Genomic DNA, 21,070 nt, shown 5'->3' on the forward strand with positions numbered 1-21,070 from the left:
AATTCCCGCTGGCTCAAACAGCCTTCAGATCGATCCGCGGTTCATCCGACGGGCTCTGGGTCCACAAACGTTCCAGATTGTAGAATTCGCGAACTTCAGGCCGGAAGACATGCAGGATGACTTCGCCGGTATCGATCAGCACCCAATCGCAATTGGACAGGCCTTCGACATGCAGCTTCTTCTGACCGGCTTCCTTGAGACCTTTGGCGACATTTTCGGCCACCGCGCCGACATGGCGGTTCGACCGGCCGGTGGTCACAACCATGTAATCGGAGAAAGCCGACTTGCCGCGCAGGTCGATGGTCACCGTTTCCTCGGCCTTCATGTCGTCAAGGCGGGCGAGAACGAGATTGAGCGTTTCGGTCGCGCTATCGCGCACTGCCGCAGCAGATTTCTTTGCCACCTTGGACACGGCATTGGGCGAAGCAACCTTCTTCGAAGTGACAGCCTTCGGTGCAGCTTTTGCCGCAGCAGGTGTCTTGGCTGCAGCCTTCGGCTTTGCGGTTTTGGTTGCGGCAGCCTTTTTAGGCGCGGCAGCCTTCTTTACCGAAGCGGACTTCTTGGGTGGGGCAACCTTTGACGGGGCTTTCTTGGCGCCCGTCTTGGACAATACAGAAGTGGCCAGAGGACCATTCCTTTCACTGTATTGGGACGCCGAATCCGACGCCCGGTGAGATCAAGTATGCATGTGGGAATGCCGGATTCAATATTCCAGCGCCCGCCCTATAGCACTTATCGGGCGAGTGTTGTGGAATTACGTCTTCCAGCTGCCATCCGGGTTCCGCAGCCGGGTGGAGGACAGATTTAGCTTCAAACCGGTCAAAAATACCCATGCGGGGGGCTTCAGGTCGGCCAATGACCCAGCGTCCTGCTCCGGTATCCGGTAACGGCCGAGGGCCTGGGCGGCGGTCGACGCCAGTCCCTGGAAGCTCTGCGGCGGCCGGTCGATGACCGCAAAGGGAACCTCTCCGGCAATCACCTGCCAGCTCTCCCAGCGATGAAACTGGGCGAGATTGTCGGCACCCATGATCCAGACAAATCGTGCTTGCGAACATCGACGTCGGAGGTAGCTGATGGTGTCGACGGTATAGCGCGTACCGATGACACTCTCGAGACAGGTGATATCGATGCGCGGATGATCGGCCATCGCCTTCGCAGCAGCCGCGCGCTCGGCGAGATCGTGCAGATTGCGCTGATCCTTCAGCGGATTGCCCGGCGACACCAGCCACCAGACGCGATCCAGCTGCAGCCGTTTCATCGCGAACAGGCTGATAGCCCGATGCGCGGCATGCGGCGGATTGAACGATCCGCCAAGCAGACCGATCCGCATACCGGGACTATGTGGCGGTATGCCCTGCGCCGGCGGGACTGAATGCAAATCCAATTCAGTCTCCACGCGCCGAAACGCACATCATCACGGCCTGGTCTGTCCGGTGCCGTGAATGCGATATTTGAAACTGGTGAGCTGCTCGGCACCGACCGGGCCGCGCGCATGGAATTTGCCGGTGGCGATTCCGATTTCGGCACCGAAGCCGAATTCACCGCCGTCGGCGAACTGCGTCGAGGCGTTATGCAGCACGATTGCCGAATCCACCTCGTTGAGAAACTTCGTGGCCACCGCGACGTCCTCGGTGACGATCGCATCGGTGTGATGCGAGCCGTGATCGCGAATATGCGCGAGCGCATCATCGACACCATCGACGACCCTGGCCGAGATGATCGCATCTTCGTATTCGGTGTCCCAGTCCTCGTCCGTTGCAGGCTTGACGCGCGCATCGGCCTGCTGCACGGCAGCATCACCGCGCACCTCGCAGCCGGCATCGATCAGCATTTCCACCAGCGGCTTCAGATGCGTACCTGCCACCGCGCGGTCGATCAGCAGCGTTTCGGTCGCGCCGCAGACACCGGGACGGCGCATCTTCGCATTCAGCACGATCGACTTCGCCATATCGAGCCTCGCGGCGTGATCGACATAGACGTGATTGACGCCTTCGAGATGCGCGAACACCGGCACGCGCGCTTCGGCCTCGACGCGCGCGACCAGACTCTTGCCGCCGCGCGGCACGATCACATCGACGCCGCCACTGAGTCCGGTCAGTAGCAACCCCACCGCCGCACGATCGCGGGTTGGCACCAGCGTAATCGCAGCTTCAGGCAGACCGGCTTCGCGCAGGCCCTGCACCAGACATGCGTGAATCGCGCGACACGACCGGAAACTGTCCGAGCCGCCGCGCAGGATCACCGCATTGCCGGACTTCAGGCACAGCACGCCGGCATCCGCCGCAACATTCGGACGGCTCTCGAAAATCACCGCAACGACGCCGAGCGGCACCCGCACGCGTTCGATGGTCATGCCATTCGGCCGCTGCCAGCTCTCGATGACGGCGCCGACGGGATCAGCGATGTCATGAATCACACGAATGCCGTCGGCCATCGCATGCACGCGCGCCTCGGTCAGGGTCAGCCGATCGATAAAGGCCGATGTGGCGCCATTGGCCCGCACCTCGGCGACATCCTCGGCATTGGCCGCCAGAATCGCCGGCGCACCGGCACGGATCGCGCGCTCCATGGCCGCAAGCGCCCGGTTCTTTTGCTCCGTTGGAGCCACCGCCAACGCACGCGCAGCCGCACGGGCGCTCCGGGCGAGGTCGTTCATCAGGACAGGCAAATCTGCCGATCCGTCGATGGCTTTCAGCGAGGCGGTCATAAGGGGCTCAAATTAGCGGAATAGGATTGTTCATCCCAAAATAGGGACTCATGAGAGCAAGGTCAAAGCGTGTTCGCTACCACCCGGCAGCAGTGCGCTCGCGGATCGATTGCGCCACGAGCTGGATGCCACGGTAAAGCGCACGACCCGCCGGCGACAGGTCACGCCCCACGCGCCGGATCAGATACAGATCGCGCTCGATGACCGGATCGAGCAGCCTGCGGAAGGTCAGCACGGGGTGGTCCGTCGCCGGCAACGCCAAGCCGGGCAGCGGCGCCACGCCGACGCCGGCCTCGACCATGGCGAGCAGGGTCGCCGGGTGTTCGGCCTCGTGCAGCGGGTTGCTACGCGCCAGTTCCTGCAGGCCGCGTTCCATTTCCAGCCGGATGCCGGTGCCGGTCGCCATTGCGATCATCCCTGCAGCGACGCCGTCCATCCAGTTCACGGTGCTTTGTGACGCCAGCTGATGATCCCGCCGCATCACCAGCGCAAAACGGTCCGTCAGCAGCTTCGTCGCGTCAAGATCCGCATCCTCACCCGGCACATTGGCGATGCCGAGCTCGGCGTCGCCGCTGCGCAGCCCGGCAATGATCTGATGCCGTGACACTTCCTTGAGCGTCACGCTCACCATGGGATATTCGCGCTGGAAATTCGCTAGCACCACCGGCATCAGACGCAACGCCACCGACGGCACGCAGGCCACCGTAACATGGCCGCGGCGATGCTCGCGCAGATCGCGTAAATCCTGAATTTGGTGATCGAGATCCGCCAGCAGGCGTTGGATCCCCGGCAGGAATTCGGCACCGACCTTGCTGAGTTGAACGCTGCGCGTCGTCCGGTCCAGCAGCCGGACCTGCAGCTCGTCCTCGAGCTGGCGAACGGCCTGGCTGAGGGCGGACTGGGAAACGCCAAGTTTCCGCGCAGCCCGGCTGAAGCTGCCAGCCTGAACCACCTCGGCGAAGGCACGGAGTTGCCGGAGGTCAATATTCATAAGCATTACAGATAAATATATCTGTTTTTCCCGACTTGTTAATGAAATTAACGGGTGCAAGAATTTTATGCGAAAACGCGCTGCGGCTAAAAACTATGCAGCGCACCATCTGACATCGGCAATGGCGGCGAGGGACAGAGGCATGATCGACAGGCGCAACCTACTCAAATATTCGCTCATCGGCGCCGCAACGGCACCGTTCGCAGGCCTGGGAGGCCCGGCCTTTGCCGCCGGCCGCAAGGTTCTGGTGTCCGAGGCCATCCGGCTCGGCATGTATGCCTCGCTCTATGTCGCCGCCGATAAGGGCCTGTTCGCCAAACATGGCCTCGACACCGACCTGTCGACCGCGGGCGGCATCGCCCTGCCGGTGCCGATCCTGCTGTCCGGCCGCGGCCAGATCGGCGTCACCAGCCCTGGCATGTCGGTCAACGCCACGCGTGAAGGCGGCAAGCTCAAGAATATCGCCAAGATCGTCGGCGGCGTATCGATGTGGGGAATGACCCGCCCGGACACCAAGATCACCACCATCGATGATCTCCGCGGCAAGACCATCGCGACGCTGAAATTTCCGTCCTCGACGATCCAGGTCCCGACTTACGCGATGAAGACGGTCGGCAAGTTCGACCCCAAGGAAGCGGGCGTCACCTTCCTAGAATTGCCACCGGGCGCCCAGGCCGCAGCCGTCAAGGATGGCCGTGCCGACATCGCCACCGCATTCGAATGGGATATCAGCATCGGCGCCGAACAGTTTGGCCTCGTACCGTCGCTATCATTCGCCGATCTGCTTGGTCCGCTGTGTTTCACGACGGCCATGGCCACCGAAGACGTGATCGCCTCCAACCCGGAGGCGGTGCAAGGCTTCTGTAACGCCATCGCCGAGGCGCAGAAGATGATGCACGAGAACAATGCTGTCTTCACCGAGGTCGCAGAGAAGTACTTTCCGAAAGTCTCGCCGTCGGTGGTCGGAAATGCGACGAAGAACTTCTTTGGCAGCAAGACGGCTATCCCGAAAAACCCCACCATCTCCGCCGAGGAATGGGATCGCGCGATGTTGCTGGAACAAGGCGGCGGCGCAGTCTCAACGACGCTTCCCTATGCACAAATGGTCGACAATCGCTTCGCCGAGAAAGCGACCAAAGAATTCGGATTGGCGTGATGTCGGTCTCAACCAGCTTTCCGCCTGAACGGCGCTACGTCACCTTGCCCGCACGCCCCGAGCCGTTGCGGCTCGCGGTCGAGGAGACCGCAGTCATCGTGGTCGACATGCAGAACGCCTACGCGTCGCCGAACGGCTATCTGGATCTCGCGGGCTTCGACGTGACCGGCGCCAAGGCAGCGATCGTGGCCGTCAAGGAGACGCTGGAGGTCGCGCGCGAGGCCGGCGTCACTGTGATCTATTTCCAGAACGGCTGGGACGCCGACTATGTCGAGGCCGGCGGTCCGGGCTCCCCGAACTGGCACAAATCGAACGCACTCAAGACCATGCGCGCGCGCCCGGAATTGCAAGGCAGCCTGCTCGCCAAGGGTGGCTGGGACTATGCGCTCGTCGATGAACTCCAGCCGCAGCCCGGCGACATCGTGGTACCGAAGCCGCGCTACAGCGGCTTCTTCAACAGCCAGTTCGACAGCATCCTGCGCGCGCGCGGCATCCGCAATCTCGTCTTCTGCGGAGTTGCCACCAATGTTTGCGTGGAATCGACCCTGCGCGACGGCTTCCATCTCGAATATTTCGGCGTGATGCTCGAAGACGCGACGCATCAGGCCGGCCCCGACTACGTCCAGAAGGCCGCTGTCTTCAACATCGAAACCTTCTTCGGCTGGGTTTCCAGCACGGCCGATTTCCGCCGCGCATTCGCGCAGACTGAAACCTCCACGAAAGCCTGAGGATCCCATGACAGATCGCGCGATTATTCCGCCCGGCACTCATCCGCCGCTCGCACCTTACTCGCCCGGCATGATGGCCGACGGCGTGATCTATGTGTCCGGCACGCTGGCCTTCGACAAGAACAACGACGTCGTTCATGTCGGCGATGCGGCGGCGCAGACCCGGCACATCCTTGAGACGATCAAGAGCGTGCTGACTGCCGCAGGCGCCACGATGGCCGATGTCACCTTCAACTCCATCTTCGTAACCGATTGGGCCAATTACGGCGCCGTCAATAAGGTCTATGCCGAATACTTCCCCGGCGAGAAGCCGGCTCGCTACTGCATCCAGTGCGGACTGGTGAAACCGGATTGCCTCGTCGAGATCGCGTCGATCGCACACAAGCGAGCTTGATGTGACGACCATCGAAGCCACCCAAGCCAATGTCGCGCGGCGGCTGATGCCGCCGGTCCTGCGGATCGCGCTGCTGCAAGTGGCACTGCTAGCTCTGTTACTTGCTGCCTGGGAAATTGCGATCAGCTTCAAATGGATCGCGGTCTATCTCTACGGACGGCCAAGCGGCATCTTCGCCAAGGCCTCTATTCTGATCGCCAACGGAGAACTCCTGCGCGATGCTGCGCTGACTGCCTGGGAAGCCATCGCCGGATTCCTGATCGGCACTATTGCCGGCAGCGCCGTCGGGCTGCTGCTCTGGCTGTTTCCCACCAGCGCGGCGGTGCTGCGCCCCTATCTCATCGCGCTCAACGGCTTGCCGAAGATCGCACTCGCACCCTTGATTATCGTGTGGTTCGGAATCGGCATCTCGTCGAAGATCGCCATCGCCGCCATCATTACCTTCATCGTCGCGGTGATCACCGCGCAACAGGGCGCCAAGGAAGTCGATAGCGACCTGATCAAGTTGATGCGCTCGCTCGGTGCCAGCCGATGGAAGACCTGGCGTACTGTCGTCATTCCGGGCGCCATGCCGTGGATCGTGTCCGCCTTCCGTCTCAATGTCGGCTTCGCGCTGATCGGCGCAGTCGTCGGCGAATACATCGCCTCGAAAGAGGGCCTCGGCTACATGATCTATTATGCCGGCGTGCTCTACGATTTGAACGCCGTGTGGGTCGGCATCGCCGCGCTCATGGCCGTGGCGCTACTGATGTACGGCGCGATCGACATTCTCGAACGCCGCCTGCGCTTCTGACTTTCCATCGCTCGAACCCGCAAGACAACCCATGCCCTATGCAAGCGGCGGTGACGCCGACATCTATTACGAAACTCATGGACACGGAACGGCGATCCTCATGTCGGCCGGCATGGGCGGCAGCGGATCGTTCTGGACGCCACAGGTCGCAGCACTCGCGCAGCGCCACCAGGTCATCCTCTACGACCACGTCGGCACCGGCCGCAGCGCTGATAACACCGCGCCGCCACGATCAATCTCGGGCATGGCCAACGACATCGCGCATGTGCTCGACCATGCCGGTGTCAGCAATGCGCATGTAGTGGGCCATGCCATCGGCGGCATCGTCGGAATTGAACTTGCCCTGCGCGACCCCGCGCGCTTGCGCAGCCTGGTGGTGGTGAACGGCTGGGGTCGCGCCGATCCGTTCCTGCGGCGCTGTTTTGAAGTGCGCAAACAGATCCTGAATCAGTCCGGCCCGAAAGCCTATGTGCGTGCGCAGCCACTGTTTCTCTATCCGCCGCGATGGATTTCCGACAATGCCGCGCAGCTTGACGCGGAAGAAGAGCGCATCCTCGCACACTTCCCGACAGCGGCGACGATGAACGCACGGATCGACATGTTTCTCGCCTTCGACCCCGGCGACGCTCTCGCGACCATTGCAACGCCGACACTGCTGGCCTCATCGCGAGACGACAGTCTGGTGCCGGCCTATCTCTCGCAACAACTGGCTGCCGCCATTCCGGGCGCGCGCGTTCACGAAGTGGAATGGGGCGCCCATGCCTTCACCGCCGTGACCCCCGATGTTTTCAATGACATGCTGCTCGGCTTCTGCAGCGAGGTGGATGCATGGACGCCATGACGCAAATCGCAACACCGGCCTCGACAACGGCCACCGTACTCAAGGCCGAACAGGTCAGCGCATCGTTCGGAGCCGGCAAGCAATATGTCGAAGCCATCCGCGACGTCAGCTTTGAACTGCGGCAGGGCGAGACGCTGGCCATCGTCGGCCCGTCCGGCTGTGGCAAGTCCACATTGTTCAATGTCATCGCCGGTTTGCTGAAACCGACGCGCGGCCATGTCGAGGTCGCAGGCATCCGCGTCGATGACGCCGCGGGGCACGTCGGCTACATGCTTCAGAAGGATCTGCTCCTGCCGTGGCGTTCCGTCATCGACAATGTGATGCTCGGTTTGGAAGTGCGCGGCGCGCCGCGGCAGACGTCGCGCGACATTGCCATGAAACTGATCCGTGCCTACGGCCTGGCCGGTTTCGAGAACGCCAAGCCCGCAACCTTGTCAGGCGGCATGCGCCAGCGCGTGGCCATCATGCGCACGCTGGCATTCGATCCGCAGGTGATCCTGCTGGATGAGCCGTTCTCGGCGCTGGATTTCCAGACCCGGCTGCTGCTACAGGCCGACGTGTCACGCATCATCGCCGAAAACGGCAAGAGCGCCATTCTGGTCACCCATGACATCGGCGAAGCCATCGCCATGGCCGACCGCGTTCTGGTACTCAGCGCACGCCCGGCGACCGTGCGGGCGCTTCATGTCATCGATTTGCCCAAGGCAGGCCGCGATCCCGTAGCGCTGCGCACCGACGCTGCCTTCCAGGCCTATTTCGCCAAGATCTGGGCCGACCTGGAAATGCCTGCCACCGCGGCGTAAGGCACCAAAGCTGCGACTGACTGTTGCGACTGAAACGGATCGCGCCGGAGCGCAATTGGTGCCGCAAACAGGACTCGAACCTGTGACCCCGTCATTACGAATGACGTGCTCTACCAACTGAGCTATTGCGGCGAACCAAGCGGCGATTCGGCTTTTCGGCCGAAAACGCTGGGGCATCTGATATCGCCCGGGGCGTTGCTTTGCAAGAAGCCGCGGCGAATCTGGCGACCGAAAAGCGCGACCAACCACCCACTGAAACCGGCCATTTGGGCCTGAATCGGGGCTGTTATCCGCCCCAGCGCCGTAGAAACCCGCGCCAACCACCCTGTTGCTGGCCTGCATTCAGCTCGGCGAATTCATCGCGATAATCGTCCGCCTCGTCCACGCCCGGATCGTCCGGGGGCCTGACGATGGGAATGACGGCCGGAATAGCCACCGCGGGCTTCACGGCGCTGGCGATATCGCTGCGGTCGCGGAACAGCGGTGGCGGCGCGGGGGCCGGTTTCGGGAGCGGCGGCGGCGCTTCGGCGGGCTCGGGCGCGGCATCGGCCACCGGCTCGGGCTGTGCTGGTACTTCAGGTTCCACCGCGAGGTCCTGAGCCGGCGCGGAGGGTGTGACTTCGACCGGCACGGGCACCACGGGTTTTGGCATCGCGGGCGGCGGAGCCAGCACGGTTTCGCGCAAAATCTCGGTCTCGATCGTCGAGGCCCTGTCCGACGGCAGTGCGGCCAGCGGCGTCTGCCACTGGAACGCATCAATTCGGCCGGTGACCGGCGACACCGGCCGCCAGCGATCCGACACATAGCCGTCCGCCGTCCAGACCGGGTCATGCAACGCGCGCACGGCACGCAATGTCCAGGCGCGGGCGCGGCCGCTGTCGCCATGTTCGGTACGTTCGATTTCCGCCATCAGCATCGCAACGCGCTGGGTGGAGTCGGCCGTAAACGGCGCCAGTGCTTCGCGGGCGCGCGTGAATTCGGCGGCATCGATAGCCGCACGGGCGATTGCCAGCGCGCCTTCGATATGGCCTGGCGCTTTAGACGCCAGCGTCTCGACACGCACCAGCCGCTGCCGCGCAGAATCGCCGAGCTTCACATGGGCATAGGCGTCGGCGAGATCCGGATGCGGCTGCGCCAGCCACGCTGTCTCGATGATTTTCATCGCCCGACGGGTCTGATGCGCCTCGCTCTGGAATCGGCTGGCGAGAACGGCGGCTGGCACCAAAGTTGGCGCAAGCTTGATCGCCTCGGTCACGCTGTCGCGGGACAGATCGCGATCTTGTGTCTCCAGCTCAAGCGCACGCGCGGTGAGCAGCACGCCGCGCTGCCGACGAAACGCCGCGCGATCGATCAGGCCAGAGGCAAAATTGTTGTCGAGGATTTTCAGCGCGCCGGTCCAATCGCTCTGCGCGCAGCGGAAGCCAAGAACGGCTTGCGACGCCCATGTCGATGCCGGCGACAGTTTCAGCGCTTCTTCAGCAATCGTGACGGCGGCGACGGGATCGTCGCTGCGCTGCGCCTCGATGAACAGACCGCGCAGACCCAGCAGCCGCGTATCGCTACGCTCAGCCATCGCCTGAAACGCACGATGCGCACCGGCGCGATCGCCATCGAGCTGGGCGGACTGGGCATGCAGCAGCAGAGCGAGCGGATCGTCAGCCGTCAAACGCTTGGCGATATCGGCATGACGCCGCGCGGCGTGGCCATCGCCCTGCCCGATCGCCAGCAGACCATGGGTGATGGCCTGACGCCCGCGCGCCTGACGCTTTTCATGTCGGCGACGGCGCATTCGCTTCGGCGCGCCCCACAAACCACGCAGGAGCGACCAGGCGAACACCACCGCGACGATTGTCAGGCCGAGCACCAGCACAAACACCGGCACCGACGGCGAAGCGCGCCAGACGCCCCAGGATATCACGACATCGCCGGGCTGATCGGCGACCCAGGCGGCGCCAGCGGCCGCAAGTGCTATCAACACAAGAAACAGAATAATGCGGAACATCGGATTCCTATGGCGCCGGTTTGGAAAGCGCCGCCATCGCGTCGGCTGCGAATTGACGTGAAGCCGCCAGCGCTGCATCGCGCATATCGACTCTATCGAGCCAGGACTGAACCACGGCACGATCCGCTGGCGACAGCGTCAGCAACTCACGCCTGGCCGTGGCGATATCGTTGCTGCGCGCAGCCGCAGACGCGCGTGACACAGCGCCGCTGTTGCTACCTGCGCCGACAGCATCGGTGCGCTCGATGCGCACCAGCTTGGCCGCGCCGGCCTGCAGACGATCCATGAAACCTGCGCCTACCGCAGGCGTGTCCGCCGGAGCGGGTGTGAGCTTCGGTAACACTGCAAGCAGTTCACGGCTGAGTGCGACTGCGTTTGGTACGCCCGTCATTGCAAACGCATCGAGCGGCTTCAGCTGATTGGCATTGCCGGCAAGCGGTTTTACCGCCGCAAGCGCCGTCGCAAAGGGCTCACCTTGACGCACCGACGTATCGAGCAACGACGCCGCAACGACACGGCGCAAGACCGTGTCATCGAAAGGTTTGGTATTCTGTTGGGCGGCCGAAGACTTCAACTCGCCGGCTGCACGTTCGATCTGCCCGAGCCGCTCATTGATCGGCCCGAGATCGACCACACCGGTCGCGGTGCGCGGCGCGGATTTGAGTTGATTGATGTCGGCGACGACACGATCCGATTGTGTCTTCGCGGCAGTGAGATCGCCCCGCAATCCCGCGATGGATTTCTCGAGCGTATCGATCCGCGTTGCCAGCCCCGTATCCGGCGCAGCGACCGGGCGCGCTTCGATCTGCGCAATGCGAGAGGTCAGCGCATCGACATCCGCCTTATCGCTCGATGCAATGCCGCTCAGGCCGAACCATGCAATTCCGGCGACAAGCGCACCGGCAACCGCGCCAACGGCGGCGGGAACCAGGACAGGTGCACGCGCAGGCGAGACGGGTGCCTGCTTTTCAGCCGCAGCCTCCGCGGTGGGCTCGGACGGCGGCATGTCCGACGGCGCGGTATCGATCGGCTCCGGCGATGTTTCCGGTACCGCAGGCTCTGCTGCAGCCGGACGCTCGGTGACCTCGGCAGCCGTCAATTCGATGGTTGGCGGCGGCCGCTTGGGCCGACCGGCATCCGGAGACGATCCCGTCTCATTATCGTCGGCCATGGCGTCGGTTCCCTCGTGACATGCCCGATCCCTACCGGGATTTGGTCACAGCAGTCTTAACGCGATAATGGCGCGATGGCACGGTCCAGCGCCGCGAACAGGACATTTTCGTCCGGAGCATGCGCCACCACGACCTGGGTAGCCCCGGCATCATGCGCAATCGTGCCGACTGCGGCTGAAAGGCAATAGTGTGGAACTGCGAGGGCAGCGATCTCGACGCCCGACAAGCCCACCGCCTGGAAGAATGCCCGGGCGCTCCGCCGCGAATAATGCAGCACGGCCTCGATCCTGCCAGCCACGAAGGCCGCAGCAACATCATCCGGCAGATCGGCTACCGGCATCATCCGGTAGGTGGTTTGTGTCACCACCGTAAAACCGCGCGCGCCGAGTTCGCTGGCAAGATCCCGCGCCAGATCGGCGCCCGCCAGATAGAGAAGCGGACGGGTCTTGTTCAACAGCTTGCTCTTGCTGCTCTCCGTCAACAGGTCCCGCAGCGCCGCAGCATCACCTTCGGCGGACACGACCTTGGCAAAGCCGAGATTGCGCGCGGCCTCTGCGGTCCGGTCGCCGACCGCGAACAGCGGCAGGCGAAGCAGGGTTGCCTGCACCGGTTGATCGGCAAGTGCACGTAGCGCATTGGCCGACGTCACGATCACCGCGCCGAAATCCGCATCCGAATCGATGGACAGCATCACCTTTTCGAAGCGCAGCATCGGCGCCGCCAGCACCTCGAAGCCGCGCGCGCGCAAGGCGGCGGCAGTGCTGGTAGTGTCCGGCTGCGGGCGAGTGACGAGAATAGCCATATCTGAGGTCCGGTTTCGGGGGTCTCGCATGCCACGCAGGGCATCGAGTGATTGCACCTTGCGACCCCGCAATGCTACGCCGGGGATAGGAAAAGCCCGGATTTGGCTGATTTAGCAAGGACCGATAGTGACCACCGACCAACCGATGCTGGTGCTGGGAATCGAGACGACCTGCGATGAGACCGCGGCCGCCGTCATCGAACGCCAGCCCGACGGCAGCGGCAAGATCCTGTCCAATATCGTCCATTCGCAGATCAGCGACCATGCGCCCTATGGCGGCGTGGTGCCCGAGATCGCCGCGCGCGCCCATATCGACCTGCTCGACGGCATCGTCGGTCGCGCCATGAAGGACGCCGACGTCAATTTCGCGCAACTGAGCGGTGTGGCCGCAGCCGCCGGACCCGGCCTGATTGGCGGCGTCATTGTTGGTCTCACCACCGCAAAAGCCATAGCCATGGTGCATGACACCCCGCTGGTGGCCGTGAACCATCTCGAAGCCCATGCGCTGACGCCGCGGCTGACCACTTCCTTGGCGTTTCCGTATTGCCTGTTTCTCGTTTCCGGCGGTCATACCCAGATCGTCGCGGTGCTCGGCGTCGGCCACTATGTCCGGCTCGGCACCACCGTCGATGACGCCATGGGCGAAGCCTTCGACAAGGTCGCCAAGATGCTCGGCCTGCCCTATCCCGGCGGTCCGCAAGTGGAGCGGGCTGCTGCGGGTGGCGATCCCAAGCGCTTTGCCTTTCCGCGGCCGATGCTTGGCCGGCCCGATGCGAATTTTTCGCTGTCAGGTCTCAAGACCGCCGTGCGCAACGAGGCCAGCCGGCTCATTCCGCTGGAAGAGCAGGACATCGCGGATCTCTGCGCCAGCTTCCAGGCGGCGGCGCTGGAATCGACGGCGGATCGGTTGAGCGTCGGCCTCAGACTGTTCGAAGCACAATTCGGCCCGCCGCATGCGCTGGTCGCAGCCGGCGGTGTCGCCTCCAACCAGGCGATCCGCGGTGCGCTGCAGGCCGTCGCCGCAAAAGCGCAGACCACGCTGATCATCCCGCCGCCGGCATTGTGCACCGACAACGGCGCGATGATCGCCTGGGCCGGCGCAGAGCGCCTTGCGCTGGGACTCACCGACACGATGGAAGCACCGCCCCGCGCGCGCTGGTTGCTCGACGTCGATGCCAAGGCGCCGACCGGCCATTCCAAATCCCGCGCGGCTTACTGACGGGAATACCATGAGCGACTTCAACTCTGTGGCGGTGATCGGCGCTGGTGCTTACGGCACGGCGCTGGCCGATGTCGCGGCGCGCGCCGGCCGCGAAACCGTGCTTTATGCACGCTCGACTGCAGCCGCCGAACTGATGCAGTCGTCGCGCGCCAATCCGAGATTGCCCGGCGCTGCCATCGATGACTTTGTCTTCGTCACCGCCGATCTTTCGCTGGCAGCGCGCGCCGATATCATTCTGCTCGCCGTCCCGTCGCAACAGTTGCGCGAGGCATTGACGGCGCTCGCGCCGCTATTGCCGGCAGGCGTTCCGGTGGTCGCCTGCGCCAAGGGCATCGAGCGCGGCAGCCACAAATTCATGACGGAAGTCGTCGCCGACGTCGCACCGCAGGCGATCCCTGCCATTCTGTCAGGACCGAATTTCGCTGACGATGTCGCGGCTGGCTTGCCCACGGCCGTGACGCTCGCTTGCGCCGACGAGGATGTCGCTGTCGCACTCGTGCAGGCCTTGGGTTCGGCGACGTTCCGTCCCTATCACTCCACCGATGTGCGCGGCGTCGAGATCGGCGGCGCGGCCAAGAACGTATTGGCGATTGCCGCGGGTATCGTCGCCGGCAAGGAACTGGGCGCCTCGGCCCTCGCGGCACTCACCACGCGCGGCTTCAGCGAATTGCTGCGGCTCGGCATTGCCTGCGGTGCGCGCACCGAGACATTGTCGGGTCTGTCGGGATTGGGCGACCTGATCCTGAGTTGTTCGAGCGCGCAGTCGCGCAATTTTTCGCTCGGCGTTGCATTGGGCCGCGGCGAACAACCGGCGCCTGGCAAACTCGCCGAGGGTGAATTCACGGCGCCGGTGCTGATCGAGCTTGCGACATCGAAGGGCGTCGATATGCCGGTGGCGAAAGCCGTGGCAGCGATCTTGGCCGGCAAAGCGACCATCGATCAGGTCATCGAGGGCCTGCTGACGCGGCCATTCAAGGCAGAAGGTTAGAGACGGGATGAAATACTGGCTGGTGAAATCCGAGCCTTCGGTGTGGTCGTGGGACCAGCAGGTGGCGAAAGGCAACAAGGGCGAAGCCTGGACTGGCGTACGCAACCACAGCGCCAAGCTCAACATGATCGCCATGAGGAAAGGCGACCGCGCCTTCTTCTACCATTCCAACGAAGGCAAGGAGGTCGTCGGGATCGTCGAGATCGTGAAAGAGCACTATCCCGATCCGACCGATGAATCCGGCAAGTTCGTCTGCGTCGATATCGCCGCCGACAAGCCTTTGAAGACACCGGTGACGCTCGTTGCCGTGAAGGCCGAGAAGAAACTCGCCGAGATGGCGCTGCTGAAACTGTCGCGGCTCTCGGTGCAGCCGGTGACCGCGGAGGAGTGGAAGCTCGTCTGCAAAATGGGCGGATTGTGAGCGCCGACGGCGCGGCCAATCTTGCAATCACTGATCCCGTAGCTTTCATCCGCGCCAATACGCGCCTGCGACCGGTGCCACTGGTGCCGAACATTGTGCTGCACACAGCCGACGAGGCCGTACCGCTGTGGAGCAAGACTGAGGAAGAACTCGGCGAAGCCGGACTGCCGCCACCGTTCTGGGCCTTCGCCTGGGCCGGCGGACAGGCACTGGCGCGCTTTGTTATCGATCATCCCGGACATGTTGCTGAAAAAACCATCATCGATTTCGCAACAGGATCGGGGCTGGTGGCTATCGCCGCGATGAAAGCCGGGGCAAGCAGCGTCTTCGCCTATGACATCGACGCCTTTGCGCGCACGGCCATCGCACTGAACGCGGCTGAAAATGGCGTTACGATTAATGCTCGCGGTGACGATCTGCTCGGCGGCTCATCTGTCCCGACCGCACAAACGATTCTGGCAGGCGATATTTTCTATGAACGCGACACCGCAGAGCGCGCCTTTGCATTTCTTTCAGAGCAAGCGGCGCGCGGTGCAACGGTCCTGATCGGCGACCCCGGCCGCAGCTATCTGCCGAAAGACAAATTGCGCAAGCTCGCGGAATACAGAGTGCCCGTGACGCGCGATCTTGAAGATGCAGAGATCAAGAACACGGCGGTGTGGACGCTGGCCTAACTACCCCGCCTCAGCCACCACCTGCGCCAGAAGCTGCTCGCGCTTCGATTGCGAGCGATAGCCCGTTTGCGTCGCGGCGATGCGCGCGAGCACGCCGTCCTCGAAGGCGGTGACGATGGTATCGTGCACATAGCTCTTGCGGCAGATCGCCGCCGTGTTCTGCAATTCGTCCGCCGCCGACCGCACGGCTTCGAGCACCTGCTTCCTGCGTCCGCGCTCACTGGCTGCCGGCTCTATCCGTGACAGGGTTTCAGCCACCGTCGCCGACGCCATCAGAGTGCGGAAATCCTTCAGTGAAATCTTGATGCCGGCGATATCGCGCAGGAAGGCGTTCACTGCTGCCGTGTTGACCTTGTGAATGCGGCCAGCATTGTCGCGATACTGGAACAGGCGTTTGCCCGGCACGTCGTGCAGGATACCAATCGCGCGGACGAGCTTCGACGCATTGGACTCCTTGCGCACTGCCTTGCCGCCCTTGGCCTTGAAGGTGAGCACGATGCAATCGTCTTCGAGCTGCACGTTCGACTTCATCAGCGTTGTAGCGCCGCGGGTGCCCGACAGCTTCATATAGCTCTCATTGCCGGCACGGATCGCGGTGCGCGTGACGAGTTCGATGACAGCGGCGAGCGCGAACTCACGCGTCGGCTCGTCGCCTGCCAAAAGCGCCGAGACGTTGCGGCGGATCTTCGGCAGTGCCGCCACCAGCTTCGCCAGCCGATGCGCCTTGCGCTGCTCGCGGACCTTCTCCCAATCCGAGTGATAGCGGTATTGCAGGCGGCCGGCCGCGTCGCGGCCTACGGCCTGCAAATGCGACGTAGGATCAGCGGCATAGCGGACCTCGGCATAGGCCGGGGGCACAGCCATGGAGTTCAGCCGCTTGATCGTCCCGATATGCTTGATCGGGGTGCCGTTGGCCCTGACGAAGGAGTAAGATTTTCCGCGCTTGAGCCGGCGGATCGTCAGCTCAGACTGATCTCCAAGCTTCAGGCCCATTTCACGGGCCAAAACCTCCACACTCGCGGGGCTTGGCTTGGCCATACGGGCTGGCCGCGCGACGGAACGGGCGGAAACGGCCCGGGAAGGCGCGAAATTCTGCTGTTCCATCATAGTGTTATCTGCCTCGTCGGCCCTGTGTCTCTGCTAATGCCGTTTATTGATTTTTGGTTCCGGGCCGCTTGGCCGTCCCTGCGAGGGCGATTTAGGGGCTTCCCGCAACTATTGCGAGTCCACAGGTACGCAATTTCGGTTACTGGTTACCGTTTCGCGCCCGAATTGGCTTTATGATGAAATTTCCGAGCCGTCAAAACGCGAACGTGATCGGGGCTGCGACCTTGCGGACCGACCAAAGGCCTAGTCCGTGCCCGCTTGTCCGGCTATCTCGCCCCGGCGCATATTGCGCGCAACGAGAACCGGCTGGCGGCGAATTCGCGCAGCGGTCGCACAGTGGTGGAGGGGACGATGTCCGACAAGATTTACGACGTACCGGCTGAGTGGACGACGCGCGCCTTCGTCGATGACGCAAAATACAACGAGATGTATGCGCGCTCGATCAGCGATTCCAACGGCTTCTGGGCCGAGCAGGCCAAGCGCCTCAACTGGAGCCACGCCCCCACCAAGATCGAAAACACGTCCTTTGCCCCAGGCAAGATCTCGATCAAGTGGTTCGAGGATGGCGTATTGAACGCCGCCTATAATTGCATCGACCGCCATCTACCGAAGCGCGCCAACCAGACCGCGATCATCTGGGAAGGCGACGACCCCTCGCAGTCGAAGCACATCAGCTATCAGGAACTGCACGACGAAGTTTGCAAGATGGCCAACGTGTTGCGCAACCGCAATGTCGGCAAAGGCGACCGCGTCACGATTTATCTGCCGATGATTCCGGAAGCCGCTTACGCGATGCTGGCCTGCGCGCGCATCGGCGCCGTCCATTCAGTGGTCTTCGCCGGCTTCTCGCCGGACTCGCTGGCGCAGCGCATCACTGACTGCCAGTCCAAGATCATCATCACCGCCGATGAAGGCCTGCGCGGCGGCAAGAAGGTGCCGCTGAAGAACAATGTGGATGCCGCGGTCGCCAAGGCCGGCGGTGTCGACTGGGTCGTCGTGGTCAAGCACACCGGTACGCCGGTGAATATGGATCCCGCCCGTGACTTCTGGTATCGCGAGGCCGCCGAAGTCGTGACCACCGAATGCCCCTGCGAGCCGATGAATGCGGAAGATCCGCTGTTCATCCTCTACACGTCGGGCTCCACCGGCCAGCCCAAGGGCGTGCTGCACACCACTGGCGGCTATCTGCTGTTCGCCTCGATGACGCATCAATATGTGTTCGACTATCACGAAGGCGATATCTACTGGTGCACGGCCGATGTCGGCTGGGTGACCGGTCACAGCTACATTCTCTATGGGCCGCTGGCCAACGGCGCGACCACGCTGATGTTCGAAGGCGTGCCCAACTATCCGTCGATGTCGCGCTTCTGGGAAGTCATCGACAAGCATCAGGTCAATATTTTCTACACCGCACCGACCGCGATCCGTGCGCTGATGCAGGCCGGCGACGAGCCGGTGAAGAAAACCTCGCGCAAGAGCCTGCGATTGCTGGGTTCGGTCGGCGAGCCGATCAATCCGGAAGCCTGGGAGTGGTACTATCACGTGGTCGGTGAGGCGCGCGCGCCGATCGTCGATACCTGGTGGCAGACCGAAACCGGCGGCATTCTCATCACACCACTGCCCGGCGCCACGAAGCTCAAACCAGGTTCGGCGACGCGGCCGTTCTTTGGTGTCGTCCCCGAGATCGTCGATGCCGACGGCAAGGTGCTGGACGGCGAGACCTCGGGCAATCTCTGCATCGCCAAGTCCTGGCCGGGCCAGATGCGTACGGTCTATGGCGATCACGCCCGCTTCGAACAGACCTATTTCTCGACCTACAAGAACAAGTACTTCACCGGCGACGGCTGCCGCCGCGATGCCGACGGCTATTACTGGATCACCGGCCGCGTCGATGACGTCATCAACGTCTCCGGCCACCGCATGGGCACCGCCGAAGTGGAATCGTCGCTGGTTGCGCATGAGAAAGTGTCCGAGGCCGCCGTGGTCGGCTATCCGCACGACATCAAGGGCCAGGGCATCTACGCTTACGTCACGCTGATGAACGGCGTCGAGCCGACTGAAGAGCTCCGCAAGGAGCTCGTGGCCTGGGTTCGCAAGGACATCGGCCCGATCGCCTCGCCGGATCTGATCCAGTTCGCACCGGGTCTACCAAAGACCCGCTCCGGCAAGATCATGCGTCGCATCCTGCGCAAGATCGCCGAAGACGAACCGTCATCTCTGGGTGATACATCGACACTGGCCGATCCCGCCGTGGTCACCGACCTCGTCGAGCATCGGCAGAACAAGAAGCCGGGGGCGTAACCGCTCGCCCAATCTGTCGGCCAACACGGAGTGATGTGGTGGATCGTCGGTCATTCGTGTTGGGAAGTGCTGCAGTTGTGGCGGGCGGAGCCTCCGCCCGTGCGCAACATGCCGGTCATCCCGCATTGCCTGCGGCACCATCGTCGAAAGAGCCCTACGCCAAATTGCAAGGTGGCGTACCGCATCACATGACGCCCGAGCAGGAGGCGCAGCGCGTCACAGAGAGTCCGGCGCCGAAAGGGCCGCAAGGAAAGTGGATATCGCGTGCGGCACTGCCGTTGCCGCGCAGCGAGATGGCCTGGGCGACATCATGGGCCGATCGTATGCATATCGTCGGCGGCTACGGCGAAGGCCGTGTCGACCGCCCCTATCACCATGTCTACGATCCCGCTTCAGATCGGTGGCTCGACGCAGCGCCCCTGCCGCGCGGCGCCAACCATGTCTCGGTCGCTGCCGATGCCGGACGCGTCTATGCGCTCGGCGGTTTCATGCAGCAGAACCGCGGCTCGGACCAGAACGCCTATGCCTATGATGTCGCTGCCAATCGCTGGGATGCGATCGCGCCCTTGCCGCGACCACGCGGTGCCGGCGCTGCCGTTGCGCTGAACGGCAAAATCCATCTGATCGGCGGCGCGTCGGAACCGGCGGCTGAGCGCGCCAGTGTCAGTTGGCACGAAGTCTATGATCCCAAGACCGACAAATGGGAGACCCGCAAGGCACTGCCCGGTGCGCGCGATCATGTCGGCTGCGTCGCCGCTCGCGGCGTGATCCACGTGATCGGCGGGCGTTTCAATACGTTCGAGTACAATACCGATCTGCACCATGTGTATCTGCCCGAGCGCGACACATGGGAGCTGCGCGCCGCACTGCCGACGACCCGTTCGGGCCATGGCCTTGTCGTGTATCGCGACCGGCTGTTTGCCATGGGCGGAGAATCCGGCGTGGTGCAGAACGGCCAGCTCACCCAGGGCAAGGTGTACGGACAGATGGAAAGCTACGATCCGGCCTCCGACACCTGGCAGAGCCACGCGCCGATGCTGACCCCGCGCCATGCGGTCGGCGCCACAGTTATTGGTGACTGGATCTATGTGGCCGGTGGCGGCGCTGTCCTCGGCGGCGCGGTACAATCCGCCGTCCATGAGGCCTTTACGCTGGCCTAGTGACCTCCAACGCATTGCATCTGGCTGGCCTCACGCGATTGTCAGGGCCGGATGGCCACCCCCGGCCAATTTAGAGCGAGTGTTGTTTTCCGGGCATTTACTTTGTTCAGCGGATTTCCTCTTTAGGCGCTCGTTGGCGCACTCCCCCGCGCTGGCAGAGACCGGTTGTTTACGCGACTGGTTGAGAATTTCCCGTGTGCAATTGTTTACGTCGCCTTGAGAGGCGGCACGACCTCGTCGGCCGCTACCGGCCGGGCCGAACTGGAGAGATCGATGTCCTTGAAGATTGCTAGTGCGCTGGCAGCCACCGTTGTCGTTGGCGCCCTGATGTCCCCCACCGCGCAGGCAGCGCCCAATGTGGTCGGCTTCCACGGCGACTATGCCCCCGGCACCATCGTCGTGAAGACCAATGAGCGTAAGCTGTATCTCGTGCTCGAACAGGGTCAGGCCGTGCGCTATCCCGTCGGTGTCGGCAAGCCCGGCAAACAGTGGGCCGGCGCCACCAAGATCGACGGCAAGTACCGCCAGCCGGCCTGGGCTCCGCCCGCCGACGTCAAGCGTGACAATCCGAATATCCCCGATGTGATTGCGGGCGGTTCGCCAGCTAATCCGATGGGCGTTGCTGCGATGACCCTCGCCGGCGGCGAATATGCCATCCACGGCACCAACCGCCCCAATTCGATCGGCGGCTATGTCTCTTACGGTTGCGTCCGCATGTACAACGAAGACATCACCGACCTCTATTCGCGCGTCTCGGTCGGCACGCCGGTGATCGTCACCCAGCGCTGATCGCTGGCAGCTTCGCTAT

At 63.2% G+C, this 21,070-nt stretch carries 22 protein-coding genes and 1 tRNA gene; 14 read left to right on the forward strand and 9 right to left on the reverse strand.

The genetic code is table 11. The features are described from left to right. Positions 1-13: 13 nt before the first annotated feature. Entirely contained in the window at positions 14-412 is a 399-nt protein-coding gene (gene rsfS / locus SFY93_RS03420) for a ribosome silencing factor (protein WP_414717051.1), read from the reverse strand. A 4-nt stretch (positions 413-416) separates the two neighbouring features. On the opposite strand from rsfS, the gene SFY93_RS03425 reads away from it, so the two are divergent. After that, complete coding sequence (locus tag SFY93_RS03425) at positions 417-674, forward strand: hypothetical protein (protein WP_320446069.1); 258 nt, start codon at positions 417-419, stop codon at positions 672-674. A gap of 80 nt (positions 675-754) precedes the next feature. Here SFY93_RS03425 and SFY93_RS03430 read toward each other — a convergent pair whose 3' ends face one another. The 3 genes from SFY93_RS03430 to SFY93_RS03440 form a co-directional block, all read right to left on the reverse strand. After that, entirely contained in the window at positions 755-1,384 is a 630-nt protein-coding gene (locus SFY93_RS03430; protein ID WP_256461223.1) for a nicotinate-nucleotide adenylyltransferase, read from the reverse strand. A gap of 30 nt (positions 1,385-1,414) precedes the next feature. Continuing rightward, the gene (locus tag SFY93_RS03435) at positions 1,415-2,707 is read right to left on the reverse strand and encodes a glutamate-5-semialdehyde dehydrogenase (RefSeq protein ID WP_320446070.1); all 1,293 of its coding nucleotides are present in this window, start codon (positions 2,705-2,707) and stop codon (positions 1,415-1,417) included. Between the two features lie 76 nt (positions 2,708-2,783). Then, complete coding sequence (locus SFY93_RS03440) at positions 2,784-3,698, reverse strand: LysR family transcriptional regulator (protein ID WP_320446071.1); 915 nt, start codon at positions 3,696-3,698, stop codon at positions 2,784-2,786. A gap of 142 nt (positions 3,699-3,840) precedes the next feature. Between SFY93_RS03440 and SFY93_RS03445 the strand changes: the two genes are divergently transcribed. From SFY93_RS03445 to SFY93_RS03470, 6 genes are read left to right on the forward strand one after another with little or no spacing between them, the layout of a single operon-like run. Continuing rightward, entirely contained in the window at positions 3,841-4,854 is a 1,014-nt protein-coding gene (locus SFY93_RS03445; protein ID WP_089263222.1) for an ABC transporter substrate-binding protein, read from the forward strand. Further along, positions 4,854-5,582 carry a pyrimidine utilization protein B gene (gene rutB, locus SFY93_RS03450; RefSeq protein ID WP_089263220.1) on the forward strand — a complete coding sequence of 243 codons (729 nt, stop codon included), beginning with the start codon at positions 4,854-4,856 and terminating at the stop codon, positions 5,580-5,582. Before SFY93_RS03445 ends, rutB begins: the two co-directional genes overlap by 1 nt. Before the next feature lie 7 nt (positions 5,583-5,589). Next, on the forward strand, positions 5,590-5,976 hold the full coding sequence (rutC, locus tag SFY93_RS03455) for a pyrimidine utilization protein C (RefSeq protein WP_093757765.1): 387 nt from the start codon (positions 5,590-5,592) through the stop codon (positions 5,974-5,976). 1 nt (position 5,977) lies between these two features. Next, positions 5,978-6,769, forward strand: a complete 792-nt coding sequence (locus SFY93_RS03460; RefSeq protein ID WP_089263216.1) for an ABC transporter permease — start codon at positions 5,978-5,980, stop codon at positions 6,767-6,769. A 31-nt stretch (positions 6,770-6,800) separates the two neighbouring features. Beyond that, complete coding sequence (rutD, locus tag SFY93_RS03465; RefSeq protein WP_320446072.1) at positions 6,801-7,610, forward strand: pyrimidine utilization protein D; 810 nt, start codon at positions 6,801-6,803, stop codon at positions 7,608-7,610. Beyond that, positions 7,607-8,413 carry an ABC transporter ATP-binding protein gene (locus SFY93_RS03470; RefSeq protein WP_320446073.1) on the forward strand — a complete coding sequence of 269 codons (807 nt, stop codon included), beginning with the start codon at positions 7,607-7,609 and terminating at the stop codon, positions 8,411-8,413. Before rutD ends, SFY93_RS03470 begins: the two co-directional genes overlap by 4 nt. A gap of 56 nt (positions 8,414-8,469) precedes the next feature. Here SFY93_RS03470 and SFY93_RS03475 read toward each other — a convergent pair. The 4 genes from SFY93_RS03475 to SFY93_RS03490 all read right to left on the reverse strand — a co-directional run bounded on the left by SFY93_RS03475 (position 8,470) and on the right by SFY93_RS03490 (position 12,389). Continuing rightward, a tRNA-Thr gene (locus SFY93_RS03475) sits at positions 8,470-8,545 on the reverse strand. Positions 8,546-8,699: 154 nt separating this feature from the next. Beyond that, positions 8,700-10,415 carry a heme biosynthesis protein HemY gene (locus SFY93_RS03480; RefSeq protein ID WP_320446074.1) on the reverse strand — a complete coding sequence of 572 codons (1,716 nt, stop codon included), beginning with the start codon at positions 10,413-10,415 and terminating at the stop codon, positions 8,700-8,702. A gap of 7 nt (positions 10,416-10,422) precedes the next feature. After that, positions 10,423-11,586 (reverse strand): COG4223 family protein, encoded by a 1,164-nt coding sequence (locus tag SFY93_RS03485; protein WP_320446075.1) that lies wholly within the window; start codon positions 11,584-11,586, stop codon positions 10,423-10,425. Between the two features lie 56 nt (positions 11,587-11,642). Then, on the reverse strand, positions 11,643-12,389 hold the full coding sequence (locus tag SFY93_RS03490; RefSeq protein WP_320446076.1) for a uroporphyrinogen-III synthase: 747 nt from the start codon (positions 12,387-12,389) through the stop codon (positions 11,643-11,645). Positions 12,390-12,534: 145 nt separating this feature from the next. Between SFY93_RS03490 and tsaD the strand changes: the two genes are divergently transcribed. From tsaD to SFY93_RS03510, 4 genes are read left to right on the forward strand one after another with little or no spacing between them, the layout of a single operon-like run. Beyond that, a complete protein-coding gene (gene tsaD / locus SFY93_RS03495) occupies positions 12,535-13,608 on the forward strand; it encodes a tRNA (adenosine(37)-N6)-threonylcarbamoyltransferase complex transferase subunit TsaD (protein ID WP_320447683.1) in 1,074 nt (357 codons plus the stop codon). 10 nt (positions 13,609-13,618) lie between these two features. Further along, complete coding sequence (locus SFY93_RS03500) at positions 13,619-14,599, forward strand: NAD(P)H-dependent glycerol-3-phosphate dehydrogenase (protein WP_320446077.1); 981 nt, start codon at positions 13,619-13,621, stop codon at positions 14,597-14,599. A 7-nt stretch (positions 14,600-14,606) separates the two neighbouring features. Further along, on the forward strand, positions 14,607-15,020 hold the full coding sequence (locus tag SFY93_RS03505) for an EVE domain-containing protein (protein WP_320446078.1): 414 nt from the start codon (positions 14,607-14,609) through the stop codon (positions 15,018-15,020). Beyond that, complete coding sequence (locus tag SFY93_RS03510) at positions 15,017-15,694, forward strand: class I SAM-dependent methyltransferase (protein WP_244528082.1); 678 nt, start codon at positions 15,017-15,019, stop codon at positions 15,692-15,694. Before SFY93_RS03505 ends, SFY93_RS03510 begins: the two co-directional genes overlap by 4 nt. Here SFY93_RS03510 and SFY93_RS03515 read toward each other — a convergent pair whose 3' ends face one another. Then, positions 15,695-16,801, reverse strand: coding sequence for a DNA topoisomerase IB (locus SFY93_RS03515; protein ID WP_089263196.1), 1,107 nt, complete (start codon positions 16,799-16,801; stop codon positions 15,695-15,697). 351 nt (positions 16,802-17,152) lie between these two features. Between SFY93_RS03515 and acs the strand changes: the two genes are divergently transcribed. From acs to SFY93_RS03530, 3 genes are all read left to right on the forward strand, one after another. After that, positions 17,153-19,102 (forward strand): acetate--CoA ligase, encoded by a 1,950-nt coding sequence (gene acs, locus SFY93_RS03520; RefSeq protein ID WP_320446079.1) that lies wholly within the window; start codon positions 17,153-17,155, stop codon positions 19,100-19,102. Positions 19,103-19,140: 38 nt separating this feature from the next. Beyond that, a complete protein-coding gene (locus tag SFY93_RS03525; protein WP_320446080.1) occupies positions 19,141-20,262 on the forward strand; it encodes a Kelch repeat-containing protein in 1,122 nt (373 codons plus the stop codon). 273 nt (positions 20,263-20,535) lie between these two features. Continuing rightward, positions 20,536-21,051 carry a L,D-transpeptidase gene (locus SFY93_RS03530; RefSeq protein WP_175369311.1) on the forward strand — a complete coding sequence of 172 codons (516 nt, stop codon included), beginning with the start codon at positions 20,536-20,538 and terminating at the stop codon, positions 21,049-21,051. Positions 21,052-21,070 lie beyond the last annotated feature (19 nt).

Source organism: Tardiphaga sp. 42S5, assembly GCF_034044155.1.
GTDB lineage: Bacteria > Pseudomonadota > Alphaproteobacteria > Rhizobiales > Xanthobacteraceae > Tardiphaga > Tardiphaga robiniae.

Bases quoted from the DNA above. Each gene is read 5' to 3' on its own strand.
- rutB (WP_089263220.1), top strand. From the start codon at position 4,854: ATGTCGGTCTCAACCAGCTTTCCGCCTGAACGGCGCTACGTCACCTTG.
- SFY93_RS03480 (WP_320446074.1), bottom strand. From the start codon at position 10,415: ATGTTCCGCATTATTCTGTTTCTTGTGTTGATAGCACTTGCGGCCGCT.
- SFY93_RS03445 (WP_089263222.1), top strand. From the start codon at position 3,841: ATGATCGACAGGCGCAACCTACTCAAATATTCGCTCATCGGCGCCGCA.
- SFY93_RS03440 (WP_320446071.1), bottom strand. From the start codon at position 3,698: ATGAATATTGACCTCCGGCAACTCCGTGCCTTCGCCGAGGTGGTTCAG.
- SFY93_RS03530 (WP_175369311.1), top strand. From the start codon at position 20,536: ATGTCCTTGAAGATTGCTAGTGCGCTGGCAGCCACCGTTGTCGTTGGC.
- SFY93_RS03435 (WP_320446070.1), bottom strand. From the start codon at position 2,707: ATGACCGCCTCGCTGAAAGCCATCGACGGATCGGCAGATTTGCCTGTC.
- SFY93_RS03500 (WP_320446077.1), top strand. From the start codon at position 13,619: ATGAGCGACTTCAACTCTGTGGCGGTGATCGGCGCTGGTGCTTACGGC.
- SFY93_RS03470 (WP_320446073.1), top strand. From the start codon at position 7,607: ATGACGCAAATCGCAACACCGGCCTCGACAACGGCCACCGTACTCAAG.
- rutD (WP_320446072.1), top strand. From the start codon at position 6,801: ATGCCCTATGCAAGCGGCGGTGACGCCGACATCTATTACGAAACTCAT.
- SFY93_RS03505 (WP_320446078.1), top strand. From the start codon at position 14,607: ATGAAATACTGGCTGGTGAAATCCGAGCCTTCGGTGTGGTCGTGGGAC.
- tsaD (WP_320447683.1), top strand. From the start codon at position 12,535: ATGCTGGTGCTGGGAATCGAGACGACCTGCGATGAGACCGCGGCCGCC.
- SFY93_RS03485 (WP_320446075.1), bottom strand. From the start codon at position 11,586: ATGGCCGACGATAATGAGACGGGATCGTCTCCGGATGCCGGTCGGCCC.
- SFY93_RS03490 (WP_320446076.1), bottom strand. From the start codon at position 12,389: ATGGCTATTCTCGTCACTCGCCCGCAGCCGGACACTACCAGCACTGCC.
- SFY93_RS03515 (WP_089263196.1), bottom strand. From the start codon at position 16,801: ATGATGGAACAGCAGAATTTCGCGCCTTCCCGGGCCGTTTCCGCCCGT.
- rutC (WP_093757765.1), top strand. From the start codon at position 5,590: ATGACAGATCGCGCGATTATTCCGCCCGGCACTCATCCGCCGCTCGCA.
- acs (WP_320446079.1), top strand. From the start codon at position 17,153: ATGTCCGACAAGATTTACGACGTACCGGCTGAGTGGACGACGCGCGCC.